Genomic DNA, 24,181 nt, shown 5'->3' on the forward strand with positions numbered 1-24,181 from the left:
CACGGTGTCCTTGAGCTCGAGGATCTCGCCCTGCGCGGCCACCGTGATCTTCTGCGACAGGTCGCCCTTGGCCACCGCGGTGGAGACCTGGGCGATGTTGCGGACCTGACTCGTCAGGTTCGACGCCATCGAGTTCACCGAGTCGGTGAGGTCCTTCCAGGTGCCGGCCACGTTCGGCACGTCGGCCTGACCGCCCAGCTTGCCCTCGGTGCCGACCTCGCGGGCCACCCGGGTGACCTGCTCGGCGAAGAGCCGCAGCGTGTCGGTCAGCCCGTTCATCGTGTCGGACAGCTCGGCGACCTCGCCGCGGGCGGCCACCGTGATCTTCTGCGACAGGTCGCCGCGGGCCATCGCGGTCGCCACCTGCGAGATCGAGCGCACCTGGTGGGTCAGGTTGGAGGCCATCGTGTTCACCGAGTCGGTGAGGTCCTTCCAGGTGCCGGCCACCCCGCGGACGTCGGCCTGACCGCCCAGCTCACCCTCGGTGCCCACCTCGCGGGCCACCCGGGTGACCTGCTCGGCGAACGACGACAGCTGGTCCACCATCGTGTTCACCGTCCGGCCGATCCGCAGGAATTCACCCCGCAGGGGACGACCGTCCATCTCCAGGGCCATGTGCTGGGAGAGATCGCCCTCGGCCACCGCGCCGACGACCCGGGAGATCTCGGTCGTCGGACGGCCCAGATCGTCGATCAGCGAGTTGATCGAACGGACGCTGTCGGCCCAGGAGCCGTCCAGGCCCTCCTCGTCCAGCCGCTCGGTGAGCCGGCCGTCGCGGCCGACGATCCGGCTGATCCGTTTGAGGTCGAGATTCTGCCGTTCCTGCAGCGAGATAACCTCGTTGAAGGCCTCCGCCACAGCACCGGCCGTGCCGCCACGACGGGGCAGACGGACCTTGAGATCACCGCGCCGGACCCGCCGCAGCGCGTCCGCGAGTTCACCGAGCAGAACGGTCTCGTCGGGCCCGCCGACGCTGGCTTCCTTGGCCGCAGTCATGCTGTCCTCACTCGCTGTCCAACTGAGGTCGTTCAGGACCTGCCTCGAGCCGTGCCGAGCCGAAGGTCAGCACCGTGGTCTCCGCCGTCCCTGAACAAATCTCACCGCCGGGGTTACCTATCCTCTCTCGCTCGACCGGGTCAATGCGAGAGACGACTTTGTGCATACACCCACCCACGGGAGAGGATGCATCCTGTGCCAGCCGAGGTAGGAACCAGGATGAGCATCCCCGCGGGAGCGACGTCCGGCACCCTCGTGCGCCGGGCCCGTCTCCCCAATGATCGCCGGACTCCCGCGGCGGCGCGTGCGCTGGTCCGCTCGGTGCTGGAGGAGGCCGGGCTGGACGGTCTGCTCAACGAGGCCCTGCTGCTGACCACTGAACTCTCCACCAACGCGGTCGTGCACGCCAACACCGACCTGGACATCGAGGTCACCGCCGACACGTCCGGGCTGACCGTGACCGTCACCGACTTCGCGCCCGGCCCCGTCGAGCAGCTCGCGGTCGGGCCGAAGAACGAGAGCCCGGACATCGGCGAGGTGGCCGAGCGCGGCCGTGGCCTGCTGCTGGTCGACCACTTCGCCAGCCGCTGGGGCACCGTGCACGAGGGCGACGGCAAGGGCGTGTGGTTCCACCTGGACCATCACGTGCCCGAGGGCGCCGACGGGTCGCGGATCCCGGCGCCGGCCGACACCCCGAGCCTGGGCGCGCTGACCGGGCTGCTGCGCACCGGCTCGGACAGGCAGAGCGACGAGGGCCTCGGCGACCTGGCGCACGACCTGCTCTCCCGGCTCGCGCGCCTGACCGGGGCGGCCGGTGGCGTGCTGCGCGTCGACCGCGGCGACGGCATGGGAAGACAACTGCTCGCGCGGTACGGCCGGGCCCCGCGCGACAACGCCGACACGATCCGGGTGCCGTTGAGCGTGCATCGGCCGTACTCGGGAGAACTGGAGCTGGACGCCGCCCCGGTCGGCTACGCCCAGTCGCTGGCCGCCATGGTCGCCGAGCGGTTCTCCCTGCACCTGGAGAACGACCGGTTGCGCCGCGCGGACGTGCGCCGGGCCACCTGGATCACGTTCCTCGCCGAGGCCTCCGAGCTGCTCGCCCAGTCCCTCGACGTGAACCTCACGATGGCCCTGATCCCGCAGCTCGTCGTCCCCCGGCTCGGCCAGTGGTGCGCGGTGCACACCACCGACGCCTGGGGGCGCCTGCAACTGGCCGCGGCCACCCACGCCGAGGAGGCCGCGCTGGCCAACCTGCACGCGACGCTCGCCGAGTCGGGGCCCGAGTCGATACTGGCCAGGCTCGAGGAGGCGTCCCGGCTGGGCACCCAGGTGATGTTCGGGGCGCCGATGGAGGGCTTCGCGGTGCCGCTGGTGGCCCGCGGGGCGCGGCTCGGCACGCTCGCGGTGGGACGGCACGCGAAGCACCGGCACGACGCCGACGAGGTGGCTGTCCTGGAGGACGTGGCCCGGCGGGCGGCGCTGGCCATCGACAACGCGCGGATCCACGACGAGCGGCGCACTGTTGCCCGTACCCTCCAGGCGTCTCTTCTTCCCCCGGCGCTGCCGCACGTCGAGGGCATCGGGTTCGCCGCGGAATACGTGCCGACCGGTTCCGAGGTGGGTGGCGACTTCTACGACGTGATGCCCTTCGGGGAGAACCGCTGGCTGGTCGTGGTCGGCGACGTCTCCGGCAAGGGCGTGCAGGCGGCCACCGTGACCGGCCTGGTCCGCGACGTGATCCGGATCCTCGTCGACGACGGGAAGTCGCTCACCGAGATCCTCCAGCGGGTCAACCGCACGCTGGTGCAGCGCGGCGGCGGGCGGTACTGCACGCTCGCGATGGCGTCGGTGACCCGGCAGCAGGATTCCAGCCTCCGGGTGTGCCTGCACCTGGCCGGGCACGACCGGGCGGTGCTGGTGCGCGGCAACGGGCAGACGATCTTCGTCGGTGAGGGCGGCACGGCGCTGGGTCTGCTGGAGACGATCACCTCGCCGAGCGCCGAGGTCACGCTCGCCGCGGGGGACTCGCTGATCTTCTACACCGACGGGGTGACCGAGCGGCGCCGCGGTCGGGAGCTGTTCGGCTCCGGCCGGCTGCGGGAGGCGGCCGCGCCCCTAGCCGGCTATCCGGCCGACGCGATGGCCGCCCGCCTTCGATCCACCACCATCAACTTCTCGGTGGAGGAGCCGCGCGACGACATCGCGATCCTGGTGCTGCGCAACGACGCCTGACATCGTGGATGGATGAGGACCCAGTACTACACCGCGACCACGATCGACGGTTACATCGCCGACGAGAACAACTCGCTGGACTGGCTCTTCGAGGCCGACGACGGCGGCGAGGCCAACCCGTTCGGTGACTTCTTCGCCGGTGTCGGCGCGTTCGCCATGGGCGCCACCACCTACGAGTGGGTGCTCGCGCACGAGAACGCGGTCGAGGAGCCCGAGAAGTGGCTTTCGCCTTACGGCGACACTCCGGCCTGGATCTTCACCCACCGTGAGCTGCCGCGCATTCCCGGTGCCAACCTTCATTTCGTACGAGGTGACGTCGCCCCCGTCCACCGTGCGATGACGGCCGCGGCCGGCGAGAAGAACGTGTGGCTGGTCGGCGGCGGTGAGCTGGTCGGGTCGTTCGCCGACGCCGGCCTGCTCGACGAGCTGATCCTCGGGGTGGCCCCGGCGATGCTGGGCGCGGGCGCTCCACTGCTGCCCCGGCGGCTCACCTCCCGGCGCCTGAGCCTGACGTCGGTGAGTCAGCTCGGTCAGTTCGCCAATCTGCGGTACGCGGTGAGACCGCCCGCATGATCCGGGCGCGACGGATCGGCGTCCCGTGCGGTCTTACGGTTTAGGCGTCGATCTGCCCTTTTTGTCGCCGTCCTCGTGGCATGGTGTTGGCATGGCGAAGACGCAGTACTACACCGCCACCAGCATCGACGGCTACATCGCCGACGCGAACAACTCGCTGGACTGGCTCTTCGAGGTCGACGAGGGCACCGCGAACCCGTTCGGCGAGTTCTTCGCCGGCGTCGGCGCGTTCGCCATGGGCGCGACCACCTACGAATGGGTGCTGGAGAACGACAATCTGCTGGAAGAGCCGCAGAACTGGCACGACATGTACGGCGAGGTGCCCTGCTGGGTCTTCACTCACCGCGACCTGCCGCCGGTCCCGGACGCCAACGTGTTCATGATCAGCGGCGACGTCCGCCGGGTCCACGAGGCCATGCTCGTCGCCGCCCAGGGCAAGAACGTGTGGCTGGCCGGCGGCGGCGACCTGGTCGCGCAGTTCGCCCAGCAGGGCCTGCTCGACGAGATCATCCTGGGCATCGCGCCGGCCGTCCTGGGCGAGGGCACCCCGCTGCTGCGTCACAAGCTGCACGTCGACGAGCTGATCCTGACCGGCGTACGCGAGGTGGGGCAGTTCGCCTACCTCACCTATGCGGTCGGTGACGTCGCCCGGATGGGCCGCCACCTGGCCGCCGAGACCGCGACCCTGCTCCCCGTCAACTTCTGACCGGCTGGACCTTGGTCAGCCCTCCTTGACGCCCTCCAGGAAGCCGTCGGCGACGACGTGACCGCGCACGGCGGCGAGGACCGCGGGCAGGCCCGGCAGCGGGACGTCGGCGGGAATCGCGCGATCCAGGGCGTACAGGTGAAAGCCGTATCGGTGGAGCCCGTGACCGGGCAGCGGACGAGGCCCGAAGTAGCCGACCCGCCTCCGCGCGCCCGGCACGAAGCGGAACGTGGGATCCGTCGTGGTCAGCGCTCCCTCGGCGAGGCCGTCCAGGCCGTCCGGGAGCAGCGCGATCGTGTGCAGCCCCGGCCGGCTCATCGGCACGTCGATGTCCTCCAGCACGAACAGCAATTGGACGGCGCCCTCGGGCACGCCCGTCCAGCGCAGCGCGGGTGACACGTTCGGCCCGAGATCCAACGAGCAGTGCCGGTCCGGAATCACACCACCGTGCTCGAAAGCCGGCGACCGTAGCTCGATGGTGCGCGGCGCGGCGACCTCCTCGGCGTGACGGATGCTGAGGCTCTCGTCGGGTCGCCTGGTGCGCAGCAGCCGGCCGAGTGGGGTGACAAGGGTGACGAGCAGGCTCACGGGCGACTCTCCGATCAGTGCGTTCGCTTGGTAGTACGGTAGATATACTTAGTTATACTTAGCAACTGTGAGCGAAGATCTCAGCGAACTGTCCGCGGAACTCCGCGCCGCTGTCGCGCGGATCTACCGCCGATTCCGGTCCGAGCGCGGCGACGGTGAGCTCGGCGATGCGGCGCTCGGGGTGCTGATCCAGCTGCACAAAACCGGTCCGCACACCCTCACCGAGCTGTGCGAGGCCGATCGGGTCACGGCTGGTTCGATGAGCCAGACGATCAGACGCCTGGAGACCGGCGGCTTCATCGCGCGCCGCAAGGACGCGACGGACGGCCGCCGTGTGCTGATCGAGTTGACACCCGCCGGCGAGCAGACTGCACAGGCCGCCCGGGCGCAATCGGTGAGCTGGCTCAACGCCCGTCTCGCCGAGTTCACCGAGGAGGAGCGAGCCGTCCTCAAGCAGGCCGCAGCCCTGATGCGCCGCACCGCGGACACTTAGACCCACTGGTCACGTGCCCTGCTCCGCAACCGCTGTCTGCGACGGCAGCCAGCCTGGTGACCGGTCGTCAGAACAGGTCGCGGGGCTCGGCCATCTCCAGCTCGGCGGCCAGGGCCGGCGGCGCGGCCACGACCACGACGCGACCGCCGCGGGCGAGCAGCACCTGCTCCACCCCGTCCACGATGTCGCGCACCCGGCGTGCCGGCAGACCGGCGGGCAGCACCGCGTGCACCGTGCCCAGCCCGGCCGACCCGCGCAACGGGACCGGCGCCCCGCAGAGATCACGCAGCGCGTACGTCACCGCCTGAAGGCCGTCCGGCCGAACCGAGATGCGCACCGCGACATCCCCCGAGCGAAACGGATAACGCCCCCACCAGGGCGGCCCCTGCTCGACCTGAACAGTCTCCACGTTCCAGACCTGCGCCAGTTTCGCCGCGCGGCCGTCGACCGACGACGCGTCACCCTCCAGCAGCACCGCCACCGTGCCCTCGGCAGCGCCGGGCAGGTCCACCTCGATCGCGCTCGGCTCCAGGCTCTGCGCGACGGCCTGCTCGACCAGCTCGGCGACGGCGGCCGGGGTGCGCACCGAGCGGCCCACCCAGCGGCGTGCCGGCGGCAGCGGGTGGACCCGCAGGGTCGCCGAGGTGATCACGCCGTCGATCTCGGCGATGCCGGGCCGCCCGTTCTCCCCGTCGGTCTCCCGCTCGGCGCCGGATGCCTCGGCGAACGTCACGCTGTCGGTCTGCCCGGCCGGGCTCCCGAACCGGTGCGCGAGCGGCCCGGCCTCGTTGACCGCGAGCATCCCGCCGACCGTGGCGCCGGGCGAGGGCGGATCGACCGCGAGGCGGCGCCCCTGCAGGGCCAGGGCCGCCTGGACAGCGGCGACCGGCGTCCCGGCGGCCACCGTCGCGGTCGCGCCCCGGTGGTGCCACATGCCGTTGAGGCGGCCGGTGTCGACGACGATGTCCAGCCCGGCCGGCGGCGTACCCCAATTGATCTTGCTGCCTGAACCGCGCGCCCGGACGCTGAGCCCTCTCTGCGCGGCAAGTCGCAGCGTAGCGGCGGCGGCCGGCCCGGTGGCCGGCACCGCGACGAAGCCGGCGCGCTGCCCGCCCACCTGGTCCACCGACCGCGCCTGCCGCGCGAAATCGGGGCCGCAGATGTCGACGAGCGCGTCGAGAAGGGAATCAGTCACGTCCGAAGCCTCCCCCAGCGTTCCTCCGTTGACCGCGACCTTCGATGACCACAACCCTCGAAGATCGTCCACTCTGGCACATCGTACACACGTTCGAATGACCGAGGTCGAGGTGTGTAAGGAACTCACCCCGGCCCGTTCCGCCGGTAACGTGTTCCGGGTGACGACCGAATCGCCCGCCGGCCCACCGACGGCCCGCCAGGAACCCTCCGAGCGCACCCACCACGGCGACACGGTCACCGATGAGTTCGCCTGGCTCATGAACAAAGAGGACCCGGCCACCACCGCCTATCTGGAGGCGGAGAACGCGTGGACCGAGACCGCCACCGCGCACCTCGCCGGTCTGCGCGAGAAGCTGTTCCAGGAGATCAAGGGCCGCACCCAGGAAACCGACCTCTCGGTCCCCAGCCGCAAGGGTGGGTATTGGTACTACACCCGCACCGAGGAGGGCAAGCAGTACGGCATCCAGTGCCGTGTCCCGGTCCGCCCCGGCGAGACCGGCCCGCCCTCCGGCGACGAGCGCCCCGGCGAGCAGGTGCTGCTCGACGGCAACGTGCTGGCCGAGGGGAAGGAGTTCTTCGCGCTCGGCACGTTCGACGTCAGCCCGGACGGGAACTGGCTGGCCTACTCGACCGACTTCGAGGGCGACGAGCGCTTCACGCTGCGCGTCAAGGATCTGCGCACCGGCGAGGTGCTGGCCGACGAGATCCCGGACACGTTCTACGGCAGCGCCTGGTCGGCCGACGGCAGCGTGCTGTTCTACATCACGGTCGACGAGGCCTGGCGCCCCGACCGGGTGCACCGGCACGTCGTCGGCGAGCCGTTCCGGGAGGACGTGGTCGTCCACCATGAGGCCGACGAGCGTTTCTGGGTCGGCGTCGAGCTCACCCGCAGCGAGAAGTTCATCGTGATCGACGCGCAGAGCAAGATCACGTCTGAGGTACGTGTCATCCCCGCCGACACCCCGGCCGCCGACCCGGTGCTGATCGCCGGACGTCAGCAGGGCGTGGAGTATCAGATCGAGCACCACGGACACCGGTTCCTGATCCTGCACAACCGCGACGCGGAGGACTTCGCCCTGGCGTACACGTCGGTCGACGCCCCCGGCGAGTGGGTCGAGCTGGTCGCGCACCAGCCCGGCACCCGCCTCGAGTCCGTCGACGCGTTCGCCCGGCACATCGTGATCTCGCTGCGCAAGGACGGGCTGACCGGCCTGCGCGTGATGTGCGACGGCAGCACTGACGCGTACGACATGGAGTTCCCGGAGCCGCTCTACAGCGTCGGCCTCAGCGGAAACCCGGAGTACGACACCGCCTCCGTCCGGATCAGCTACACGTCCCTGGTCGTCCCCGACTCGGTCTACGACGTGGACCTGGTCACCCGCACGATGACGCTGCGCAAGCGCAAGCCGGTCCTGGGCGGTTACGACCCGGCGGACTACGAGCAGTTCCGCGAGTGGGCGGCCGCGCCGGACGGGACGCGCATCCCGGTGTCGATCGTCGCGCGCAAGGGCGTCGGCCGCGACGGGTCCGCCCCGGCCGTGCTCTACGGCTACGGGTCGTACGAGCACAGCATCGACCCGTACTTCTCCATCGCTCGCCTCTCCCTGCTCGACCGCGGCGTGGTCTTCGCGATCGCGCACGTCCGCGGCGGCGGCGAGATGGGCCGGCGGTGGTATGAGGACGGCAAGATGCTCGCCAAGAAGAACACCTTCACCGACTTCGTGGCCTGCGCCGAAGCCCTCATCCGTAACCGCTGGACCAGCGCGGACCGTCTCGTCGCCCGCGGCGGCTCGGCCGGTGGCCTGCTGATGGGCGCGGTCGCGAACCTCGCCCCGGAGTCGTTCGCCGGGATCGTCGCCGAGGTCCCGTTCGTCGACCCGCTGACCTCGATCCTCGACCCGTCCCTGCCGCTCACGGTCACGGAGTGGGAGGAGTGGGGCAATCCGCTGGAGTCGCCGGAGGTCTACGCGTACATGAAGTCGTACAGCCCGTACGAGAACGTCGCGAAGCTGCGCTACTCCAAGATCCTCGCGGTCACCAGCCTCAACGACACCCGCGTCCTCTACCACGAGCCGGCCAAGTGGATCGCCCGGCTGCGCGCGGTCGTTCCCGAGGGCGAGTTCCTGCTGAAGACGGAGATGGGCGCCGGGCACGCCGGCCCGAGCGGCCGTTACGACTCGTGGAAGGAAGAGGCCTTCGTCCTGGCCTGGATCCTCGACACCATCGGCGCCGTCGACGTCTGACCCAGGGTCGCGTTGCTTCCGGTACGGCGTTCGGCCGCACCGGAAGCAACGGGTCGCACAACTGGTGGTTGCCGCGCCCGGGTCGCCTTGGCAAGCTGGACTCCCCCGATGGGAGGAGCCCGGTGGAGGCGAGTTCGATCAGTGCGATCGCCGGCTCGGTCTCGGCAACGATCGGCATGGCGTCCGCGGTCATCGCCGCCATCAGCGCCCGCAACTCCTCCCGCTCGGCGCAGGCCAGCCGCGATGCACTGCAGGACACCCGGGTGCAGCGCGCTGTGGACAACGCGCGGGCCGAGCTGCGGCTGCTCGCCGAGGTGACCGACGCCGTGCACAGCATGACCACTGCCCTGGGCAACGCCCAGCGGGATCCTGCCGGGCTCGCCGCTGCGCGGGCCGATCTGCGCCGCGTGCTGATCGTGGCGGGTTATCGGTCCGACCGCGCACAGGCGCTGCTCAGCGCTGACCGGCCGATCAGCGCGGCGGACGCCACCGCCCTGGACGAGGAGCTGACCCGGAAGTCCGCCGACTGGCACGGGGTTCTGCGACGTGCCGGCTGAATCCCCGAGGATCATCGCGCCGGCCCAGTCGTCGTTGCGGCCGCTGACCCTTGCCCGGGTCAAACGCCAGACGCTCCTGGACCGGGCGATGAAGCACCAGCGTGAGACGGATCGCCGGGTCGTGATGCTCACCGGTGAGGGCGGGATCGGCAAGAGCGTGCTCCTCGGCCAATGGCTGGAGACGATCAACGCTGATCCGGATCGTGGAGCGGCGGCCCTGGTCGCCTGTGGTGACGTGCAGCTGAGCGAGTCCGGGGCGACGCGTAACCAGGTGGACGACGCGTTCGGCGCGGCGATCGGCAGACAGCCCCTGCTCGCGACGCTCGGTCAGTTGAGGGCCGACCACGGGCGGGTCACCCTGCTGGTGGACACGCTCGACCTGCTGACCGGACCGGGCACGGTGAGCCCGATCGCCGCGCTGCTGGCCGAGGCGCTGGAGATCGCCGAGGTCGTTGTCACGTGCCGGCACGACGAGTACCGGGCGTACTTCGAGAACGCGGTGCAGACCGCACCACGCCTGGCTGACCGGTTGGTGGCGGTGCCGCTGCCCCCGCTGTCCCCCGCCGAGGTCGTCGATTGGGCCGGGCGCTACAGCGCGCAACACCCGGCAGCCACCGGTGCTGACGATGTGGAGACCGCCGCGTTCATGGAGTCCCTCCGCGAGGGCCTCTGGCGTGAGGGCGCGATCCGGGACGTGTGCACCATTCCGCTGCGTCTGCGGCTGACCTGTGAGGTCTTCACCCGCCATGGTCACCTGCCGGAGGAGCTGACGGTGACCGGTCTCTACGACGCCTACTGGGAGAGCAGGGTCGCGCTGCACGGTGGGCGCCGCTCCGCGGTGAGCGACGCCAAGCAGGATGCCGCGCTGGCAGTCGCCGCGCAACTGCTCGGCGACGAAGGGCATCTGGCGCTGACCGTGCCGGCCCGGCGTCTGGACGCCGGTCTGCGATCCGGTCTCCGATCGCTGGCCAGCGAAGGCGTGCTCATCGAGACCAAGACCGGCTGGCAGTTCTTCCACCAATCCTTCGCCGAGTACGCGGTGGCCCGCTGGATGCTGGCCGAAGGCGTCGACGGCGCACCGATCGCCACCCTGTCGAAACAGCTGGCTGACGGGCAGACCCGGCTGTGGACGATCGCGGGCTCGGCTCTCGCCCAGGTGGAGCCGGAGGACGCGGCGACCTTCACCCGGCTGGCCACCCACCTGCCGCCGACCGGGCCCGTCGGGGTGCAGGCGCACACCGTCGCCGCGCTGCACCAGCACGATCCGGCTGTGCTGACCCGCCTGGTCGAGACGGTCCGGGTCCGGCCGGAGCTGTGGCCGGCGATGCTGCCCGCCCTGGGCAAGGCGCCGCGGGACGTCGAGGCGGTCCCGGCCGTGGTCGCCGGCGCGCTGGCGCAGGACCCGCCGGCCCTGGCCGGCCCGGTCACCGCCGCCTTCACCTCCTTGGCCGGGCGGGCCCGGCCGGCTCGCGCCGCGTCGGTCGTGACGACCGCGTTGAGCGCGTTCCACCGCGAGCACGCTCGATGCGACCGGAAGGTGATCGATCAGCACGTCTCCCGAGTGCTGCAGACCCAGCAGCGGCCGGTGCCGGCCGACGTGCTCGACCAGCTGCTGGACCGGCTGCCGGATTATCTGGCGGCCTTCGGCCCGCTCTTCCGGCAGGCAGTCGTCCGGGTGTTCCTGGCCAACGCCGAGACGCTGGACGAGTCGCAGATCCTGGCATTCGGCCGGGCCGTGCTCGCGGTGACCGCCCCACCGCTGGACGACGACGAACCGGTCGCACTGATGCGGCTGCTGTGGCGGTGCGCCCCCTTGCGTGCCGAACATGGCTGGTCCGCCTGGCGAACCCTGATCACCGGCACCCTTCCGGAGGGGCTGTGGCACAACGCGGTGGTCCGCTTCGCCGCCGCCCTCGCCGCCGACGATGCCAGTGTCCGAGCCGAGATCGTCGACGACCTGGTCCAGGGCCGTGGCGCCGGCACCCCGCACGTCAACACGTTCGAGCACGTCGTGAAGGCCACGCCCGAGTGGGTGGCCGCTCGGCTCCTGGCCGGTCCGGTGCCCACCGACCGGATGGCGGTCGGTGCGGTCACCAGCAGCGCCCCGCTGTTCGCGGCCGGCTTGCCGGTTGCCGATGCCGCGGCGCTCGCCGACTGGCTGACCACGGTCCGTGACCGCCAGCCCCGCCTCGTCTGGCCGGCCCAGGTCGCGCTCCTGGGCGGGTCGGTGCCCCGGCAGAAGCAACTGTTCGACGAGCTCATTCGCACGAATCCGTCGGGCGCGGTGCTGGCCAGCACGGTCGACGCGTGGCTCTTCCGGTCCACCCGGCAGGTGCTCGACGAGCTGACACCGCAACTCCGGCAGATTCTGAGCGGCTCGAACTCGGATGTCCTGCAGACCCGGGCTCGGCTGGAGGGCCGCCTGGCCCAGGACGACCCCAGCGCTCGCGCGTGGATCCGGGAACAACTGCTGGAGAGACCGAGCCCCCGCATCGCCAGCACCGCCGTCAAGACGATCGCTGACGGGCTGGCCGCGATCGATCGCCCGATGGAACCGGCGACCGCCGCCTGGCTGGCCGAGCTGGTCGGCACTCGGCACAACGACGCGTGCCGGGGCATCCTGGCCCTTCTTGCCGACGAGCGCCGCACCGGCCCGGAGGCGTTCGCGGCTCTGGCGGCATCCCTCGTGCCGGTGCTGGCCGACCGCTTCGAGGAGTCGCTGCGAGGAAGCGCAGACCCTCAGTTGAGCCAGGCCTTGCTCGACTGCCTGATCCGCGCCGACGGCACCGCCCCGATCGCGCCTGAGGTGGTCCGATCGATGTTCGACGCGGTGTGGGCGAACATTCCCGGCAGCACCGCCCAGGCCGCCCTGGTCCGGATCGTCACCACACTGTCCGGCACCTTGCTGGCCAGACGGCTGCCCCGCGACGAGGTCCGCGACCTGATCGGCGCCCGCCTGGCCGGCTTCGACCCGGGCGCGATCGCCAACAAGACCGTCCGTGCCGTCGCCAGCCTGCTCGGCGGCCTCGCCCGGCGCGACCCGGCCGGACCGGACTGGATGGAAGATCTCTTCTGGCGCCCGGACACCGCCCTGAGCACCCGGTTGTCGATAGCCGAGGCACTGCTCAGCTTGGACGACAACCGCATCACCAGCCACGCTCACCGCCTGACCCAGCAGGCGGGCTGCCCGGACGAGGTGACCGCCTACGTCCTGCCACGCCTCCGCGGCTGACCCGGGCCGGCCGGCTCCGATCACCGGGTCAGCTCGCGCGCAGCTCCTCGAGGTCGGTGCTCGACCGCAGCACCATCATCCCGGCGGCCACCACCAGCAGCATGATCAGCACCGCCCCGCCGCCGAGCAGCGCCAGCGATCCGTACGGGACCGGGATCGGCAGGACCACCGTGACGACATCTCCCGACGCCCGGGCCTCGGTCCGCAGGCTGCGCATCAGTGACACCCCGCAGATCAGCGCGCGAGCAGCAACGCCGGCAGCAGCGGCACGAGCGTGACCACGAGCAGCATCGCGCCGAGCTTGCTCCGGGGCACCCCGCCCGCGGTCATCGCCGCGTAGGTCCGCCGCCGCGCCACGATCCCCTCGGCGAGCGCGACGAGCACGCCGCCGGCCGCGACCACCAGGGCGATCGTCACCGCGACCAGCACCAGCCGGATCGCCCCGAAGTAGAAGCCGGTGTCGTAGGCGGAGCCCAGGGCCGGGTCGGTGAGCTCGCCGAGCCGGTTCTGCGCGGCGAAGTCGGTGGCCAGGTCGGCACGGAAGCCGAGCGTTCCGGCGCCGAAGACCACGGCGGCGAGCAGCGCGCCGATCGTGCGGCTGCCGTTCCACGGGTCGGCCATCAGGCGGGCGCCGGAGAGCAGGCTCACCGGGCCACGTCCGTACCGTCGCAGCAGTCGCCCCGCGGTGTAGGAGATCCATCCGGTGCCGACCACCACGCCGACCATCACGCACAGCACCCCGGCGCCCATCAGAGCCAGCGGCAACCACTCGGGCAGGCGCCAATGCCTCGGAGTGAGGTGCAGGAGGTTCTGCAGCGTCTTCGGTGCGAAGAGCACCAGGCCGAGCACGATCAGCACACCCGGCCAGGGCTGTGGCCCACGGTCACGCAACCGCCGGACCACGCCGAGCGGAGTGATCACCACGCGGCGCATCAGCAGCAGCCCGATCAGCCCGGCCAGCACCGGCACGAGCAGCAGAGCCAAGATCAAGATCAGCGGATTCGGCAGTACGTCGGTGGGCAGCAGAAGTTTCCCGTCGGCGTCACGGCGGTCCAGGACGACACGCAGCACCAGGTAGACACCGAACCCGGCGAGCGAGCCGAGCAGGCTGGCCGCCGCGGTCTCCGCCCCCGCGATCACCACGGTCTGGCCGGGAGTCGCGCCACCGAGCCGGAGCGCGGCGAGGCGCCGGTCCCGGGCCGGCGCGCCCAGCCGGATGCACTGCCCGGCCAGCGCCAGCACCGGCAACGCCAGCATGACCAGCGCGAAGATCACCCCGGGGCGCAGTCCCGACTCGACGAGCAGCGCGCTGGCGTACTGCCCGGAGCCGGGTGCCAGGACCCGACGGCCGTCCGGCCGGTAGTCGAAGTCGCCGCCGTGGATCGCGGCGACGGTCGCGGCGGCGAGCAGCGCCACCGCGGCGAGCGCGGCACTGGCCGCGGTCAGCCCGGCCCGGAGCCGGTCGGTGCGGTTCCCGGCCAGGCTGAGCCGGATCAGCGTGCCGGGCCTCATCCGACGATCCCGATCCCACTCGGGTCGATCGCGCCGTCGCGCAGCACGATCTCCCGGTCCGCGTACGCCGCGACCGGCGCCTCGTGGGTGACCAGCACGACCGCGCTGCCCTGCTCGCGGACGGCCTGGACCATCGCGGTCATCACCTGCTCGCCGCTGAGCTGGTCGAGCGCGCCGGTCGGCTCGTCCGCGAAGATCACCCGCGGACCGGTGACCAGCGCCCGGGCAGCCGCACAGCGCTGCTGCTGGCCGCCGGACATCGCGGGGGGCCGCTTGTCGGCCATGTCCGCGACCCCGAATCGGGCGAGCCAGCCGAGCGCCGCCTCCCGCGCGTCTCGCCGCCCCGAACCGGCGAGAAGCAGCGGGAGGGCGACGTTCTCGGCGGCGGTCAGCTCCGGCACCAACTGGCCGAACTGGAACAGCACGCCGAACTCGGTGCGCCGCAGCCGGGACCGCGACGCCTCGGACCACAGGCTCAGGTCCTGCTCGCGGTAGACGACCGAACCCTCGTCGGCCCGCAGGATGCCGGCCAGGCAGTGCAGCAGCGTGGACTTGCCGCAGCCGCTCGGTCCGGTGATCGCCACGATCTCGCCCTCGCCGACGGTGACGTCGATCCCGCGCAGCGCCGGCGTGGCGCCATAGCTCTTGGTGATCCCGGTCCCGCTCAGCAATGCTCCGGTCATGAGGTCACTTCCTTCTGCAACTCGGCGACCCGGGCGAGGGTGGTCTGCAACCAGCGCAGGTCGGCGTCGAGGTGCCCGATCGCGTAATCCGCGGCGACGACATCACCCACGGAGGCGCCGGGCCTGGTCTTGGTCGCGGTCAGCTCCCGCATCCGGGTCATGTGCGCGACCCGCTGCGCGGTGAGGTAACCGGTGGCCTGGTCCGTCCCGCCGGCCAGCAGCGCGACCACCACCTTGTTGAAGAGCACACTGCTGACGTACGGCGCCGGCGGCTCCACCTCGGTCAGCCACGCGGCCAGGCGTTCCCGGCCGAGCTCGGTCAGCTCGTAGGAGGTGCGCTCCGGTCCGGCCTCCTGATCCTGGCCGGACTGCGCGACGAGCCCGTCCCGCTCGAGCCGTCCGAGCGTGGCGTAGACCTGCCCGTACGCCAGCGGTTTCGCCTGGGGCAGGCGGTCGTCGTGCGCCCGTTTCAGGTCATATCCGTGCCGGGGACCACCGGCCAGGAGCCCGAGCAGCACGTGTGCGGTCGACATGCGAGCTACTATTCACTGAGTGAATAGCTGCCGTCAAGGAGGCGCCATGCCGTACGTCGAAAGGGGTCAGACCCGGCGGAGCGCGACGACGGCAATGTCGTCGGCCTGCTCGCCGGACCCGCCGAGGTCGTTGAGCAGGCGGCTGCAGAAGGCGTCGAGATCCGGCTCGACCTCGGCGGCGCAGGCCGCGAGCGCCCGCAGCCCCTCGTCGATGTCCGCGTTCCGCCGCTCGATCAGCCCGTCGGTGTAAAGCACGAGCGTGCCCCCGGGCGGCAGCTCCAGCTCCTGCTCGGCGCGCACGGGCGCGTCCAGGCCGAGCAGCGCGCCCCGCGGCGACAGGAAACGCGCCTCGCCGTCCACGTGCAGCAGCGGTGGCAGGTGACCGGCCGAGGCCATCCGGATCCGCCCGGTGGCCGGGTCGAGCGTGAACAGGCAGAGCGTCGCCGAGTCGGTCGGCAGCACGGTGCGCATGAAGCGGTTCGCCAGCTCCAGCACGGCGCCCGGCGAGTGCCCCTCCACCGCGTACGCCCGGACGGCGTGCCGCAACTCGGCCATCACCGTGGCCGCGTGCAGCGAGTGCCCGGCCACGTCACCGATTGCCACCAGCAGCTTCCCGTCCAGCACGGTCAACTCGTAGAAGTCGCCGCCCACCTCGGTCTGCGCGCCGGCCGGCTCGTACCGCACGGCCAGCTGGATCCCGGGCACCTCGGGCAGCTTCGACTGCAGGAGGCTGCGCTGCAGGGTGACCGCGATGCGATGCTCCTCGTCGAACGAGCGCTGCGCCTCCACCGCGGCCGCGACCGCCTGCGCGAGCTGCCGCAACACCGGAAAGCCGGGCGTCTGCGAGCTGCCGGAGACGGCGACGTAGACCGGCGGGCGGTCGACGCGCAGCCGGGCGGCCGCCACCGCGACGCTCTCCCCCTCGGGCCACTCGACGACGTCCCAGTCGGCCGCGTCATCGGTCCGGACCAGTGACCCGACCTCCACGCGATGACCAGAAACTGCCCATTTGCGTACGGCGGGTGGCGGCCCCGCCGCGGCCAGGCTCTCGCCCTCGGAAGTCTCCGCGACGACCACGACCGGCCCGCCGAAGATGTCCGCGGCCCCGAGAGCGGCCGCTTCCAGCAGCGCCGGCAGCGTCGACGACGAGTTGATCGCGAGGGTGGTCTCGGCGAGCCGGACGAGACGCGCGGCGAGCAGCTCGGCACGCTGCCGCGCCCGATAGTACCGCAGAACCGCCTGCGCGGTCGCGATCAGCTCGTCCGGCTCGATCGGCTCGACCAGGTACGCGTCGGCACCGCGGTTCAGCCCCTGGGTACGGTCGTTGACGTCGACCGCGTGCGCGGACACGTGGATGACGGGCAGAACGCCGTACCGCGAATCGGTCTTGATCCTCTCGCAGACCTCGAAACCGCTCATGTCGGGCAGTTTCACGTCGAGCACGACGAGGTCGGCGTCGATGTCGTCGTCGGCGAGTTTGCGCAGCGCCTCACCACCGGTCTCCGCCTCGACGACGGTGAAGCCGGCCCGGGTGAGCCAGCTGACCAGCAGGTACCGCTTGGTGGCGCTGTCGTCGACGACCAGAACCGTGGCTTTGCCGTGCGCGGGTCTGTCGCCGCGCCCCAGCTCGGTCATGACGCGTCGACCGGCAGCTGGAGTGTGAACGTGCTCCCATCGCCGGGAACGGAGTCCACCCGCAGGCCGCCGCCGAGAATCCCGGCCAGCCGGCGGGCGTAGGGCAGGCCCAGCCCGGTGCCCCGGCCGCTGATCGGCTTGCTCCCGGGCACCTGGTAGAACTCCTCGAAGACACGTTCGTGCAGCTCAGGGGGGATTCCGGTGCCGGTGTCCGAGACCACGAACGCTATCTCGGGCCCGACCGGCCGCACGCTCAGCTTCACCGAGCCGGCCTCGGTGAACTTCAGTGCGTTGGTCAGCAGGTTGCGCAGCACCTGGGCGAGCAGCACCTCGTCGGAGCGCATGACCGGAATCGCCGGCTCCTCCACCACGAACTCCACCTCGGGCCGCGTCGCGAGCGGTCGCAACGTGCCCCTCAACTGCCCGAACATCGCTTTCAGGTCGACCTCGGACCAGTTCGGCTCGATCCGGCCGGCCTCCGCCTTGGCCAGGTCGAGCAGACCGTTGACCAGGGACAGCAGGTCGGTCGCCGAACCGCGGATCAGCTCCACCTGGCGGCGCTGCTCCTCGGTGAGCTTGTCCGAGGCGGAGTCGGTGAGCAGCCGCCCGAGCCCGATGATCGCGGTGACCGGCGCGCGCAGCTCGTGACTGACATTGGCCAGGAACCGGCTCTTCGCCTCGCTGGCCGCGCGCAGCTGCACCGACTTCTCGTCCAGCTCGGCGTAGAGCGCGACCACCCCGCGGTTCGTCTCCTCCAGCTCGGCGGAGAGCTGGTGGTAGAGCGCCATCACGCCACGGTTGGTCTCCTCCAGCTCGGCGTTCAGCCGGGCCAGGTCGTCACGCTGGGCGCGGACCTCGTCGAGCGCGAGGATGAGCTGCTGGTTCTGCACCGCCAACTCGTCCAGGGGGGTGCCCGGCACGTGCTGCGCCAGGTTGGCGCGGATCTCATCCATCCGGGTCGGCGTCAGAGCCGGTGCGCCGAGCGGTAGACGCCGAGCCATCCTGACCGTCGTACCGGCACCCTCATCGTCGACCTCCATCGTGTCGACCAGACGGCCGACCAGCTGCAACTGCTCGGCCACACGGGCTGGTCCGCCGCCTGCCGAGTGCGCCATCGTCACTTGGAGACTTGGTACCCCATGGGACTCGACCGTGAACGTCACGTGTGTTTCCCGGCCCGCTGCCAGCAGCACCCGAACGGCCTCGCTCAGCGCGGTCGCCACCCGCGTCTGGTCCTGCGCCTCGAAACCGACCGCCCGAGCCACCTCCCGGCCGAGCTGACGCGCCGCGAAGATGTCCTGCTCGACCCGCAAGCGCATCTGGATCAGCGGCTCGGCCGCGGTCACGGCAACCGGGCCACGAGCACGCCGGCGTCGTCCCGGCGGGTGCCGGCGTCGCGCAGCACCGTCCCGGCGATCACCTCCGGCGAGCGGGTCAGCAGACCGGGGTATTCCGTCGGGTTCCAGCGGTCCACCACGCCGTCGCTGTGCATGACCACGATAGCGCCGGGGAGCAGGGGATAGTCGTACTCCCGGACCTGGCGCCGCTGGTGTCCGGCGATTCCGGGCACCGAGATCATGCCGCGCCGGCTGCCGTCCGGTCCGAACACCGTGCCGGAGATGTTGCCCAGCCCCGCATACCGCACCAGGCCGGCCGCCTGGTCCAGCTCGGCGACGGCGAGCGCGGCCCCCCGGGTGTGCCCGAGCGTGCGATGCAGCACCTCGACCACCGCGGCCGGCGGCCCGGATGCGGCCTGCCGGAACGCCCGGACCGCCTCGCGCGACGCCGCTGCGGCCAGCCCGCCGTGCCCCAGCCCGTCGCTGACCAGCAATTGCCGACGACCGTCCAGGTCGCGGATCGCGACCGCGTCGCCGCTCACCGTCTCGCCACCGATCGGCCGGGTCAGCCCGGCCGCCCAGGACGGCTCCGGCGTGCCCTGGGCCCACACCTGCACGGCCAGGACCGTGCCCTTGCCGGGCAGCGAGTGCATGTCCCAGTGACTGGCCTGGCGCAGGATCGCACCGAGCCCGATGCCCAGCGTGCCGGCCGTGGAATGCCCATCGCCGAGCGCGTGCTCCACGTCCGCGATCCCCGGCCCGCTGTCGATCGCGATCAGCTCGACGCCGGCCTGGTCCGCGGTGCGCAGCGCGCGGACCAGCATGGTGCCCTGCTGGGCGTGCTTGACCAGGTTCCCGGCCGCCTCGGCGGCGACGATCGAAAGCTCCGCGATGCGGGCTTCCGGCATGGCCAGATCCGTGGCCAGGCGTTCAGCGGTACGACGGACGGCAGCGGCCGTCCCGGCGGCCTCCACCCGGAACCAGACCCCCTCGTCGAGGAGCCCCTCGGGCACCGAAGCCACCGTTCCTCCGCTCATCGGCACCACTTGGTGATGGAAATCGTCGTGCCCTCGCCGGGCGCGGTGTCGATGGTGAAGTCGTCGACCAGCCGCCGGGCGCCGCTCAGCCCCAGACCCAGCCCGCCGCCGGTGGTGTAACCGTCGGTGAGGGCCAGGTCGAGGTCCGCGATACCCGGTCCTTGGTCGGCGAAAACGATCCGGATCCCGGCCCGGATCTCGTTGCGCACCCGGCTCACCTCAACGGTGCCACCACCGCCGTAGACCAGGGTGTTACGTGCCAGCTCACTGGCCGCGGTGACCAGCTTCGTCTGATCGACCAGGGAGAGCTTGGCGTCCACCGCGACGGTGCGCACCAACTGCCGGACGCGGACCACGTCCTGGTCGGTGGTGACCGGGATCTGCCGGCTCTCCTCGCTCACGGTGCGGGTACCGCTGCCGGGTCGTCCTCGTCCTCGTCCTCGTCGGGCGCGGACTCGGCGCGGCTGCGCGCCAGCATCTCGATGCCCAGCTCGACGTTGAGCGCCGTCCGGATCCCCGGCAACGAGAGCCCCAGCTCGACCAGGGTGATCGCCACCGCCGGGCGCATGCCGACCACCACGGTCTCGGCGTCCAGCACCCGGGAGACCGACGCGATGGTGGCCAGCGTCCGGCCGACGAACGAGTCGACGATGTCCAGCGCGCTGATGTCGATGATCACACCGTGGCAGCCGGTGGCCACGATCTTCTCGGCCAGATCCTCCTGCAGCTGCAGGGCGACCTGGTCCTCCATGTCGATCTGGATGGAGACCAGGAGGATGTCGCCGATCTTCAGGACCGGGACACGTTCCACGTCAGTGCTCCGTCCGCTTGGCCGTGACGACCCGGTAGCTCTTCTTCCCCAGCACATACCGCAGCGCGTCGGCCAGTGACGACTTCGTGGCGATGTCGCCGAACTCGATGCCGAGCGCCACGATCGTCTGCGCGATCTGCGGCCGGATGCCGGAGATGATGCAGTCGGCGCCCATCAGCCGGGCCGCCACCACGGTCTTCAGGATGTGCTGGGCCACCTGGGTGTCGACCGCCGGGACGCCGGTGATGTCGATGATCGCGTACGGCGAACCGGTGTCGACCAGCGTCTGCAGCAACCGCTCCATCACCACCTGGGCGCGCGCCGAGTCGAGCGTGCCGACCAGCGGGACGGCGACCACGCCCTCCCACAGCTTCACCACCGGGGTGGAGAGCTCGAGCAACTGCTCGGCCTGGTCGGCGATCAGAGCCTCGCGGACCCGCACATAGCTGTCGAAGGTGAACAGCGCGGCCCGGTCGACGAAGGTCGAGAACGACACGAAGTCACGCAGGGTCTGCACGTCGCTGGTGTCGCCGAGCACGCCGAGCACCGCGTCCTTGAACGCGAACATGCTGATCGCGGTCTCGTTGGCCGAGAAGCCCTGCCGCGCCCGGTTGCTGGACAGCTCGCCCAGCTGGGCCCGCAGCTCGGTCGCCTCCTCGTCGGAGAGGTCGCGGGCGCCGTTGGCGAACGCCTGCTGGAAGCCCTTCTGCAGATCCCGGGTCTGGCGCTCCAGCTCGGGCCGGCTCATCCTTCCCTGCAGACCGGCGCCCACGAGCTCCGCCCATCGGGCGACCAGCCCGTCGGCGTGCTCGTCGAGCAGGTCTGCCAGGCGACCCGACTCTTCCGGACTCAGCGCCACCGCTGCCTCCCCCACCACACGATCCGTGCGCAACGGCCGGACTTTACCATCAGCGTGTCCGTTAGTTGCTGTAGACCAACTAACGGACGAGGTCAAGGCCTTCATCCCACGGCGCGCATCCCCTCGGTACTTGGAGTACCGTTCAGCAATAACAGCAGGAGGTTCCCCGAATGTCCCTGACGGTGCAGACCGAACAGCGCGGCGACATGGTCGTCGTGTCGGTGGCCGGTGAGCTCGACATGGCCACCGCCCCGCAGCTGCAGGACCAGATCAGCGACTTGCTGGAGAAAGGCCGGACGCGTCTGGTCTTCGACCTGGCCGAGGTCTCGTTCTGCGACTCCACCGGGCTGTCCGTTTTCGTCCGTGCGAAGAACAGCACCGACGACGCCGGCGGCACGGTTCGACTGGCCGCCCCGCAACGCGGCGTGCTGCGCATCCTCGAGGTGAGCGGCCTGGTCGAGGTGCTCCACACGTACCCGACGGTGGACGAGGCCGTTTCGGCCGAGGAGCCGGCGCTCGACTGACGCCCCGCGTTTCGACCTGTGGACCGGTCGGCGCGTAGTTTGTCGCCGACCGGTAGCGGGCACCCGTTGCCGGATTCGTTCCCGGCTTCCAGGAGTTGCTCGTGGGCAAAATGTTCCAAGGCTTCAAAGACTTCATCATGCGCGGCAACGTCGTCGATCTGGCCGTCGGTGTCGTCATCGGTGCGGCCTTCACTGCCGTGGTCACCACCCTGACCGAAGGCTTCCTGAAGCCGCTGATCCAGCTGATCACCGGTGGCAAAGGAGTTACCGCCGGCACCTTCAAGATCCGCGAAGTGCCGTTCGACTACGCCAGCTTCATCAATGCGGTCATCACCTTCCTGCTGACCGCCGCGGTCCTCTACTTCCTCGTGGTCTTCCCGCTCAACAAGCTGGCCGAGCGTCGCCGCCGCGGCGAGGAGCCGCCGCCGAAGACCCCCAGCGAAGAGGTCCAGCTGCTCACCGAGATCCGTGACGCGCTGGTCGCCGCCGGTCGTGGCGCGCAGCCCCAGACCCAGCAGGGTCAGGTCTACGGCAGCGCGGTCGACGACATCCTCCAGCGCCGCCAGGAACCGCCCCGCTGACCTACTCCGGAAAAGATCAGCCCTCCCGGCACGGTTCGAACAGATGTTCGATACAGTGCCGGGATGGAGCAGCGTAAGCACTGGTGGAACGGCAAATGGGGACGTCTCGCGCGGAAAGACATCTATCTCCGTACGAGTGGTGACCAGTGGTATGTCGAGCAGCGCGCCGGAGGCTCCGCCGGCACGTCGCACTTCTTCGAGTACGACAGCGAGGACGCCGCGCTCAACATGATCCGTGCTCTGCTCAACGGGCCGGAGGATTGGCGTGAGCTCTCCGTCCGTCCGCCTCGCTGACCCCCGGCCGCTCTCCCGACGGGACCAGCGCCGGCCGGGGAATCAGGCCGCGCGGTGCTCGTCACCGGCCGAGCGACGGGCGGTGAGCGGGCCGGCCGGCGGCACCAGCCGCAGCCCGGGCCGGCGTGCAACCGGTGCCTCGGGTTCCGCCCCGGCCGAGCCGTCGAGCCGCCAGCCGGCGCCGACCCGCGCACCCGGCGGCCGGACAGACCCGCCGACGCCCCGCGACAACGCCACCACCAGTAGGTATCCGACGATCACGAACCCGTGGCCGACCAGCCGGGCGACGTCCACCCGGCCACCGGTCAGATCGTTGAACGAGAGCAGCAGCAGCATCCCGACGAACGCGGTCAGCATCGGCACCAGGCCGACCGGCCGGGTCCGCCGCAGCGCGATGAAGAGGTAACCGGCGCCGACCGCGGCATTCCACGCCGCCGACTCGTTCCACAGGTGGCCCGGCGCCGCGGAGGTGCCCAGATGCACGTGCCCGGCGGCATCCGCGCCGCCGATCTGCGCCAGCCCCAGGATGATCTGCACCGCGCCGACCAGGCCGAGCGCCACATACAGCATCGCCGCCACCGGGAGGCGCCGCCACCACCGCGCCCGGACAGGCTGCGTCGGCAGGGCGGCCAGGATCGCCTCGCTGAGATCCGGAACGTCAGGCACCTTCCCGGTACGCGTCAGCCGGTTGACCGCCGCGGCCGCGTCCAGCCACTCCCGGCACCCCGCGCAGCCGGCCAGGTGCTCGTCGACCAGCGGCCGCAGGGCCGGGTCGTCCTCGCCGTCCAACTGCGCCGACAGCATCTCGCGCCACCGCTCACACGCCATACCCCCATAGTCGCGCGAGATCGGCTCATGGTTCCCGGCTGGTGCTCACGGCTGCCGTCAGGCTCGGTCGATGACTGTGAGCACCAGCCCGATCAGTGCATCTCCGGGCCGCGGCCGACCTCCATCTCCTGGCTGTGCCCGAGCAGCCGGCGCCGCTCCCGGAACGCCCGCAGGTTCGCCGTGTTGCCGCAGGTGCTGACGTCGTGCCAGACGCCGCTGTTGTTGCGCGAGGTGTCGAAGAACGCGGCCCGGCAGATCGTGTTGTGACACAGCTTGAGCCGCGGCCAGGCCCCGGCCTGCTGGGCGAGCAGCGACTCGGCCCAGAGCGCGGAGGCCAGCCACCGGGTGCCACGCCCGGTCGGCACGACCCGGACCCAGCCAGCCGCGTCCGGTGCGAGGCTGACCGGCACGTCGGCGGGCGGCAGCGCGCCGGGCGGCTCCTGGTGCGACCCGGCGAGCACCACCTGTTCGAAGGCGGAACGCAGCCGGCGCAGCGAGCGCAGATCGGTCGCGGAGAGCAGCAGCGTGGGAGCCGGCAGGCCGGACGCACGGGACCAGTTGCCCAGCGCGTCGGTGACCCACCACTGGGCGTCCTCGACGAGCCCGAGCAGGTCAGGGCCGTACGACATGGCCGCGCGGGTGTTCAGCAACTCCTGAACCAGGGCGAAGCCTCCGGGCGCTTCCCGCACCCCGTGCCGGGCACTCGCCTTCCACGACATAGCCAAAG

General features: G+C 71.1%; 25 protein-coding genes. 10 read left to right on the top strand and 15 right to left on the bottom strand.

Annotated elements, in window-relative coordinates:
- Nucleotides 1-996, bottom strand: a 996-nt coding sequence (locus tag Acy02nite_RS32140; protein ID WP_203748855.1) for a HAMP domain-containing protein, incomplete at its 3' end; no start/stop codon positions are given.
- Between the two features lie 219 nt (nt 997-1,215).
- On the opposite strand from Acy02nite_RS32140, the gene Acy02nite_RS32145 reads away from it, so the two are divergent.
- The 3 genes from Acy02nite_RS32145 (at nt 1,216) to Acy02nite_RS32155 (ending at nt 4,510) form a co-directional block, all read left to right on the top strand.
- Entirely contained in the window at nt 1,216-3,231 is a 2,016-nt protein-coding gene (locus Acy02nite_RS32145) for a SpoIIE family protein phosphatase (protein WP_203748857.1), read from the top strand.
- Nucleotides 3,232-3,243: 12 nt separating this feature from the next.
- On the top strand, nt 3,244-3,804 hold the full coding sequence (locus Acy02nite_RS32150; RefSeq protein WP_203748859.1) for a dihydrofolate reductase family protein: 561 nt from the start codon (nt 3,244-3,246) through the stop codon (nt 3,802-3,804).
- A 91-nt stretch (nt 3,805-3,895) separates the two neighbouring features.
- Nucleotides 3,896-4,510 carry a dihydrofolate reductase family protein gene (locus Acy02nite_RS32155; protein WP_203748861.1) on the top strand — a complete coding sequence of 205 codons (615 nt, stop codon included), beginning with the start codon at nt 3,896-3,898 and terminating at the stop codon, nt 4,508-4,510.
- 15 nt (nt 4,511-4,525) lie between these two features.
- Here the strand turns inward: Acy02nite_RS32155 and Acy02nite_RS32160 are convergent, their stop codons facing one another.
- The gene (locus Acy02nite_RS32160; protein WP_203748863.1) at nt 4,526-5,098 is read right to left on the bottom strand and encodes a YbhB/YbcL family Raf kinase inhibitor-like protein; all 573 of its coding nucleotides are present in this window, start codon (nt 5,096-5,098) and stop codon (nt 4,526-4,528) included.
- Nucleotides 5,099-5,165: 67 nt separating this feature from the next.
- On the opposite strand from Acy02nite_RS32160, the gene Acy02nite_RS32165 reads away from it, so the two are divergent.
- Entirely contained in the window at nt 5,166-5,591 is a 426-nt protein-coding gene (locus Acy02nite_RS32165) for a MarR family winged helix-turn-helix transcriptional regulator (protein ID WP_203748879.1), read from the top strand.
- A 67-nt stretch (nt 5,592-5,658) separates the two neighbouring features.
- On the opposite strand, the gene Acy02nite_RS32170 is transcribed toward Acy02nite_RS32165, so the two are convergent.
- Complete coding sequence (locus tag Acy02nite_RS32170; RefSeq protein WP_203748882.1) at nt 5,659-6,786, bottom strand: FAD-binding oxidoreductase; 1,128 nt, start codon at nt 6,784-6,786, stop codon at nt 5,659-5,661.
- 160 nt (nt 6,787-6,946) lie between these two features.
- Here Acy02nite_RS32170 and Acy02nite_RS32175 point away from each other — a divergent pair, with 160 nt between their 5' ends.
- From Acy02nite_RS32175 to Acy02nite_RS32185, 3 genes are all read left to right on the top strand, one after another.
- Nucleotides 6,947-9,031: a S9 family peptidase gene (locus Acy02nite_RS32175; RefSeq protein ID WP_203748970.1), complete on the top strand. Its 2,085-nt coding sequence runs from the start codon at nt 6,947-6,949 to the stop codon at nt 9,029-9,031.
- 122 nt (nt 9,032-9,153) lie between these two features.
- A complete protein-coding gene (locus Acy02nite_RS32180) occupies nt 9,154-9,588 on the top strand; it encodes a hypothetical protein (protein WP_203748885.1) in 435 nt (144 codons plus the stop codon).
- The gene (locus Acy02nite_RS32185) at nt 9,578-12,820 is read left to right on the top strand and encodes an NACHT domain-containing protein (protein ID WP_203748888.1); all 3,243 of its coding nucleotides are present in this window, start codon (nt 9,578-9,580) and stop codon (nt 12,818-12,820) included. The genes Acy02nite_RS32180 and Acy02nite_RS32185 overlap by 11 nt, the downstream gene beginning before the upstream one ends.
- Nucleotides 12,821-12,848: 28 nt before the next feature.
- On the opposite strand, the gene Acy02nite_RS46750 is transcribed toward Acy02nite_RS32185, so the two are convergent.
- The 10 genes from Acy02nite_RS46750 to Acy02nite_RS32230 all read right to left on the bottom strand — a co-directional run bounded on the left by Acy02nite_RS46750 (nt 12,849) and on the right by Acy02nite_RS32230 (nt 21,227).
- Nucleotides 12,849-13,037: a hypothetical protein gene (locus Acy02nite_RS46750; protein WP_239175410.1), complete on the bottom strand. Its 189-nt coding sequence runs from the start codon at nt 13,035-13,037 to the stop codon at nt 12,849-12,851.
- A 17-nt stretch (nt 13,038-13,054) separates the two neighbouring features.
- A complete protein-coding gene (locus Acy02nite_RS32190) occupies nt 13,055-14,332 on the bottom strand; it encodes an FtsX-like permease family protein (protein WP_239175411.1) in 1,278 nt (425 codons plus the stop codon).
- Nucleotides 14,329-15,015 carry an ABC transporter ATP-binding protein gene (locus Acy02nite_RS32195; RefSeq protein ID WP_203748891.1) on the bottom strand — a complete coding sequence of 229 codons (687 nt, stop codon included), beginning with the start codon at nt 15,013-15,015 and terminating at the stop codon, nt 14,329-14,331. Before Acy02nite_RS32195 ends, Acy02nite_RS32190 begins: the two co-directional genes overlap by 4 nt.
- A complete protein-coding gene (locus Acy02nite_RS32200) occupies nt 15,012-15,548 on the bottom strand; it encodes a PadR family transcriptional regulator (protein WP_203748894.1) in 537 nt (178 codons plus the stop codon). Before Acy02nite_RS32200 ends, Acy02nite_RS32195 begins: the two co-directional genes overlap by 4 nt.
- Nucleotides 15,549-15,614: 66 nt before the next feature.
- Nucleotides 15,615-17,183 carry a SpoIIE family protein phosphatase gene (locus Acy02nite_RS32205; RefSeq protein WP_203748896.1) on the bottom strand — a complete coding sequence of 523 codons (1,569 nt, stop codon included), beginning with the start codon at nt 17,181-17,183 and terminating at the stop codon, nt 15,615-15,617.
- Complete coding sequence (locus Acy02nite_RS32210) at nt 17,180-18,502, bottom strand: sensor histidine kinase (RefSeq protein WP_203748973.1); 1,323 nt, start codon at nt 18,500-18,502, stop codon at nt 17,180-17,182. The genes Acy02nite_RS32205 and Acy02nite_RS32210 overlap by 4 nt, the downstream gene beginning before the upstream one ends.
- A 23-nt stretch (nt 18,503-18,525) precedes the next feature.
- Nucleotides 18,526-19,557, bottom strand: a complete 1,032-nt coding sequence (locus Acy02nite_RS32215) for a SpoIIE family protein phosphatase (RefSeq protein WP_203748898.1) — start codon at nt 19,555-19,557, stop codon at nt 18,526-18,528.
- Entirely contained in the window at nt 19,554-19,958 is a 405-nt protein-coding gene (locus Acy02nite_RS32220; protein ID WP_203748900.1) for an ATP-binding protein, read from the bottom strand. Before Acy02nite_RS32220 ends, Acy02nite_RS32215 begins: the two co-directional genes overlap by 4 nt.
- Nucleotides 19,955-20,368, bottom strand: a complete 414-nt coding sequence (locus Acy02nite_RS32225) for an STAS domain-containing protein (protein ID WP_203748903.1) — start codon at nt 20,366-20,368, stop codon at nt 19,955-19,957. The genes Acy02nite_RS32220 and Acy02nite_RS32225 overlap by 4 nt, the downstream gene beginning before the upstream one ends.
- Before the next feature lies 1 nt (nt 20,369).
- On the bottom strand, nt 20,370-21,227 hold the full coding sequence (locus tag Acy02nite_RS32230; protein WP_203748976.1) for an STAS domain-containing protein: 858 nt from the start codon (nt 21,225-21,227) through the stop codon (nt 20,370-20,372).
- A 170-nt stretch (nt 21,228-21,397) separates the two neighbouring features.
- Between Acy02nite_RS32230 and Acy02nite_RS32235 the strand changes: the two genes are divergently transcribed.
- From Acy02nite_RS32235 to Acy02nite_RS32245, 3 genes are all read left to right on the top strand, one after another.
- A complete protein-coding gene (locus tag Acy02nite_RS32235) occupies nt 21,398-21,751 on the top strand; it encodes an STAS domain-containing protein (RefSeq protein ID WP_203684836.1) in 354 nt (117 codons plus the stop codon).
- Nucleotides 21,752-21,861: 110 nt separating this feature from the next.
- Nucleotides 21,862-22,332: a large conductance mechanosensitive channel protein MscL gene (gene mscL / locus Acy02nite_RS32240; protein WP_203748979.1), complete on the top strand. Its 471-nt coding sequence runs from the start codon at nt 21,862-21,864 to the stop codon at nt 22,330-22,332.
- A 63-nt stretch (nt 22,333-22,395) separates the two neighbouring features.
- Nucleotides 22,396-22,626, top strand: a complete 231-nt coding sequence (locus tag Acy02nite_RS32245) for a hypothetical protein (protein ID WP_203748906.1) — start codon at nt 22,396-22,398, stop codon at nt 22,624-22,626.
- Between the two features lie 42 nt (nt 22,627-22,668).
- Here the strand turns inward: Acy02nite_RS32245 and Acy02nite_RS32250 are convergent, their stop codons facing one another.
- Together Acy02nite_RS32250 and Acy02nite_RS32255 are read right to left on the bottom strand one after the other, a co-directional pair.
- Nucleotides 22,669-23,454, bottom strand: a complete 786-nt coding sequence (locus Acy02nite_RS32250) for a zf-HC2 domain-containing protein (RefSeq protein WP_203748909.1) — start codon at nt 23,452-23,454, stop codon at nt 22,669-22,671.
- Nucleotides 23,455-23,546: 92 nt separating this feature from the next.
- Nucleotides 23,547-24,173 carry a CGNR zinc finger domain-containing protein gene (locus tag Acy02nite_RS32255; protein WP_203748912.1) on the bottom strand — a complete coding sequence of 209 codons (627 nt, stop codon included), beginning with the start codon at nt 24,171-24,173 and terminating at the stop codon, nt 23,547-23,549.
- Nucleotides 24,174-24,181: the final 8 nt, after the last annotated feature.

The sequence above is a fragment of the Actinoplanes cyaneus genome (assembly GCF_016862095.1).
GTDB classification, from domain to species: domain Bacteria; phylum Actinomycetota; class Actinomycetes; order Mycobacteriales; family Micromonosporaceae; genus Actinoplanes; species Actinoplanes cyaneus.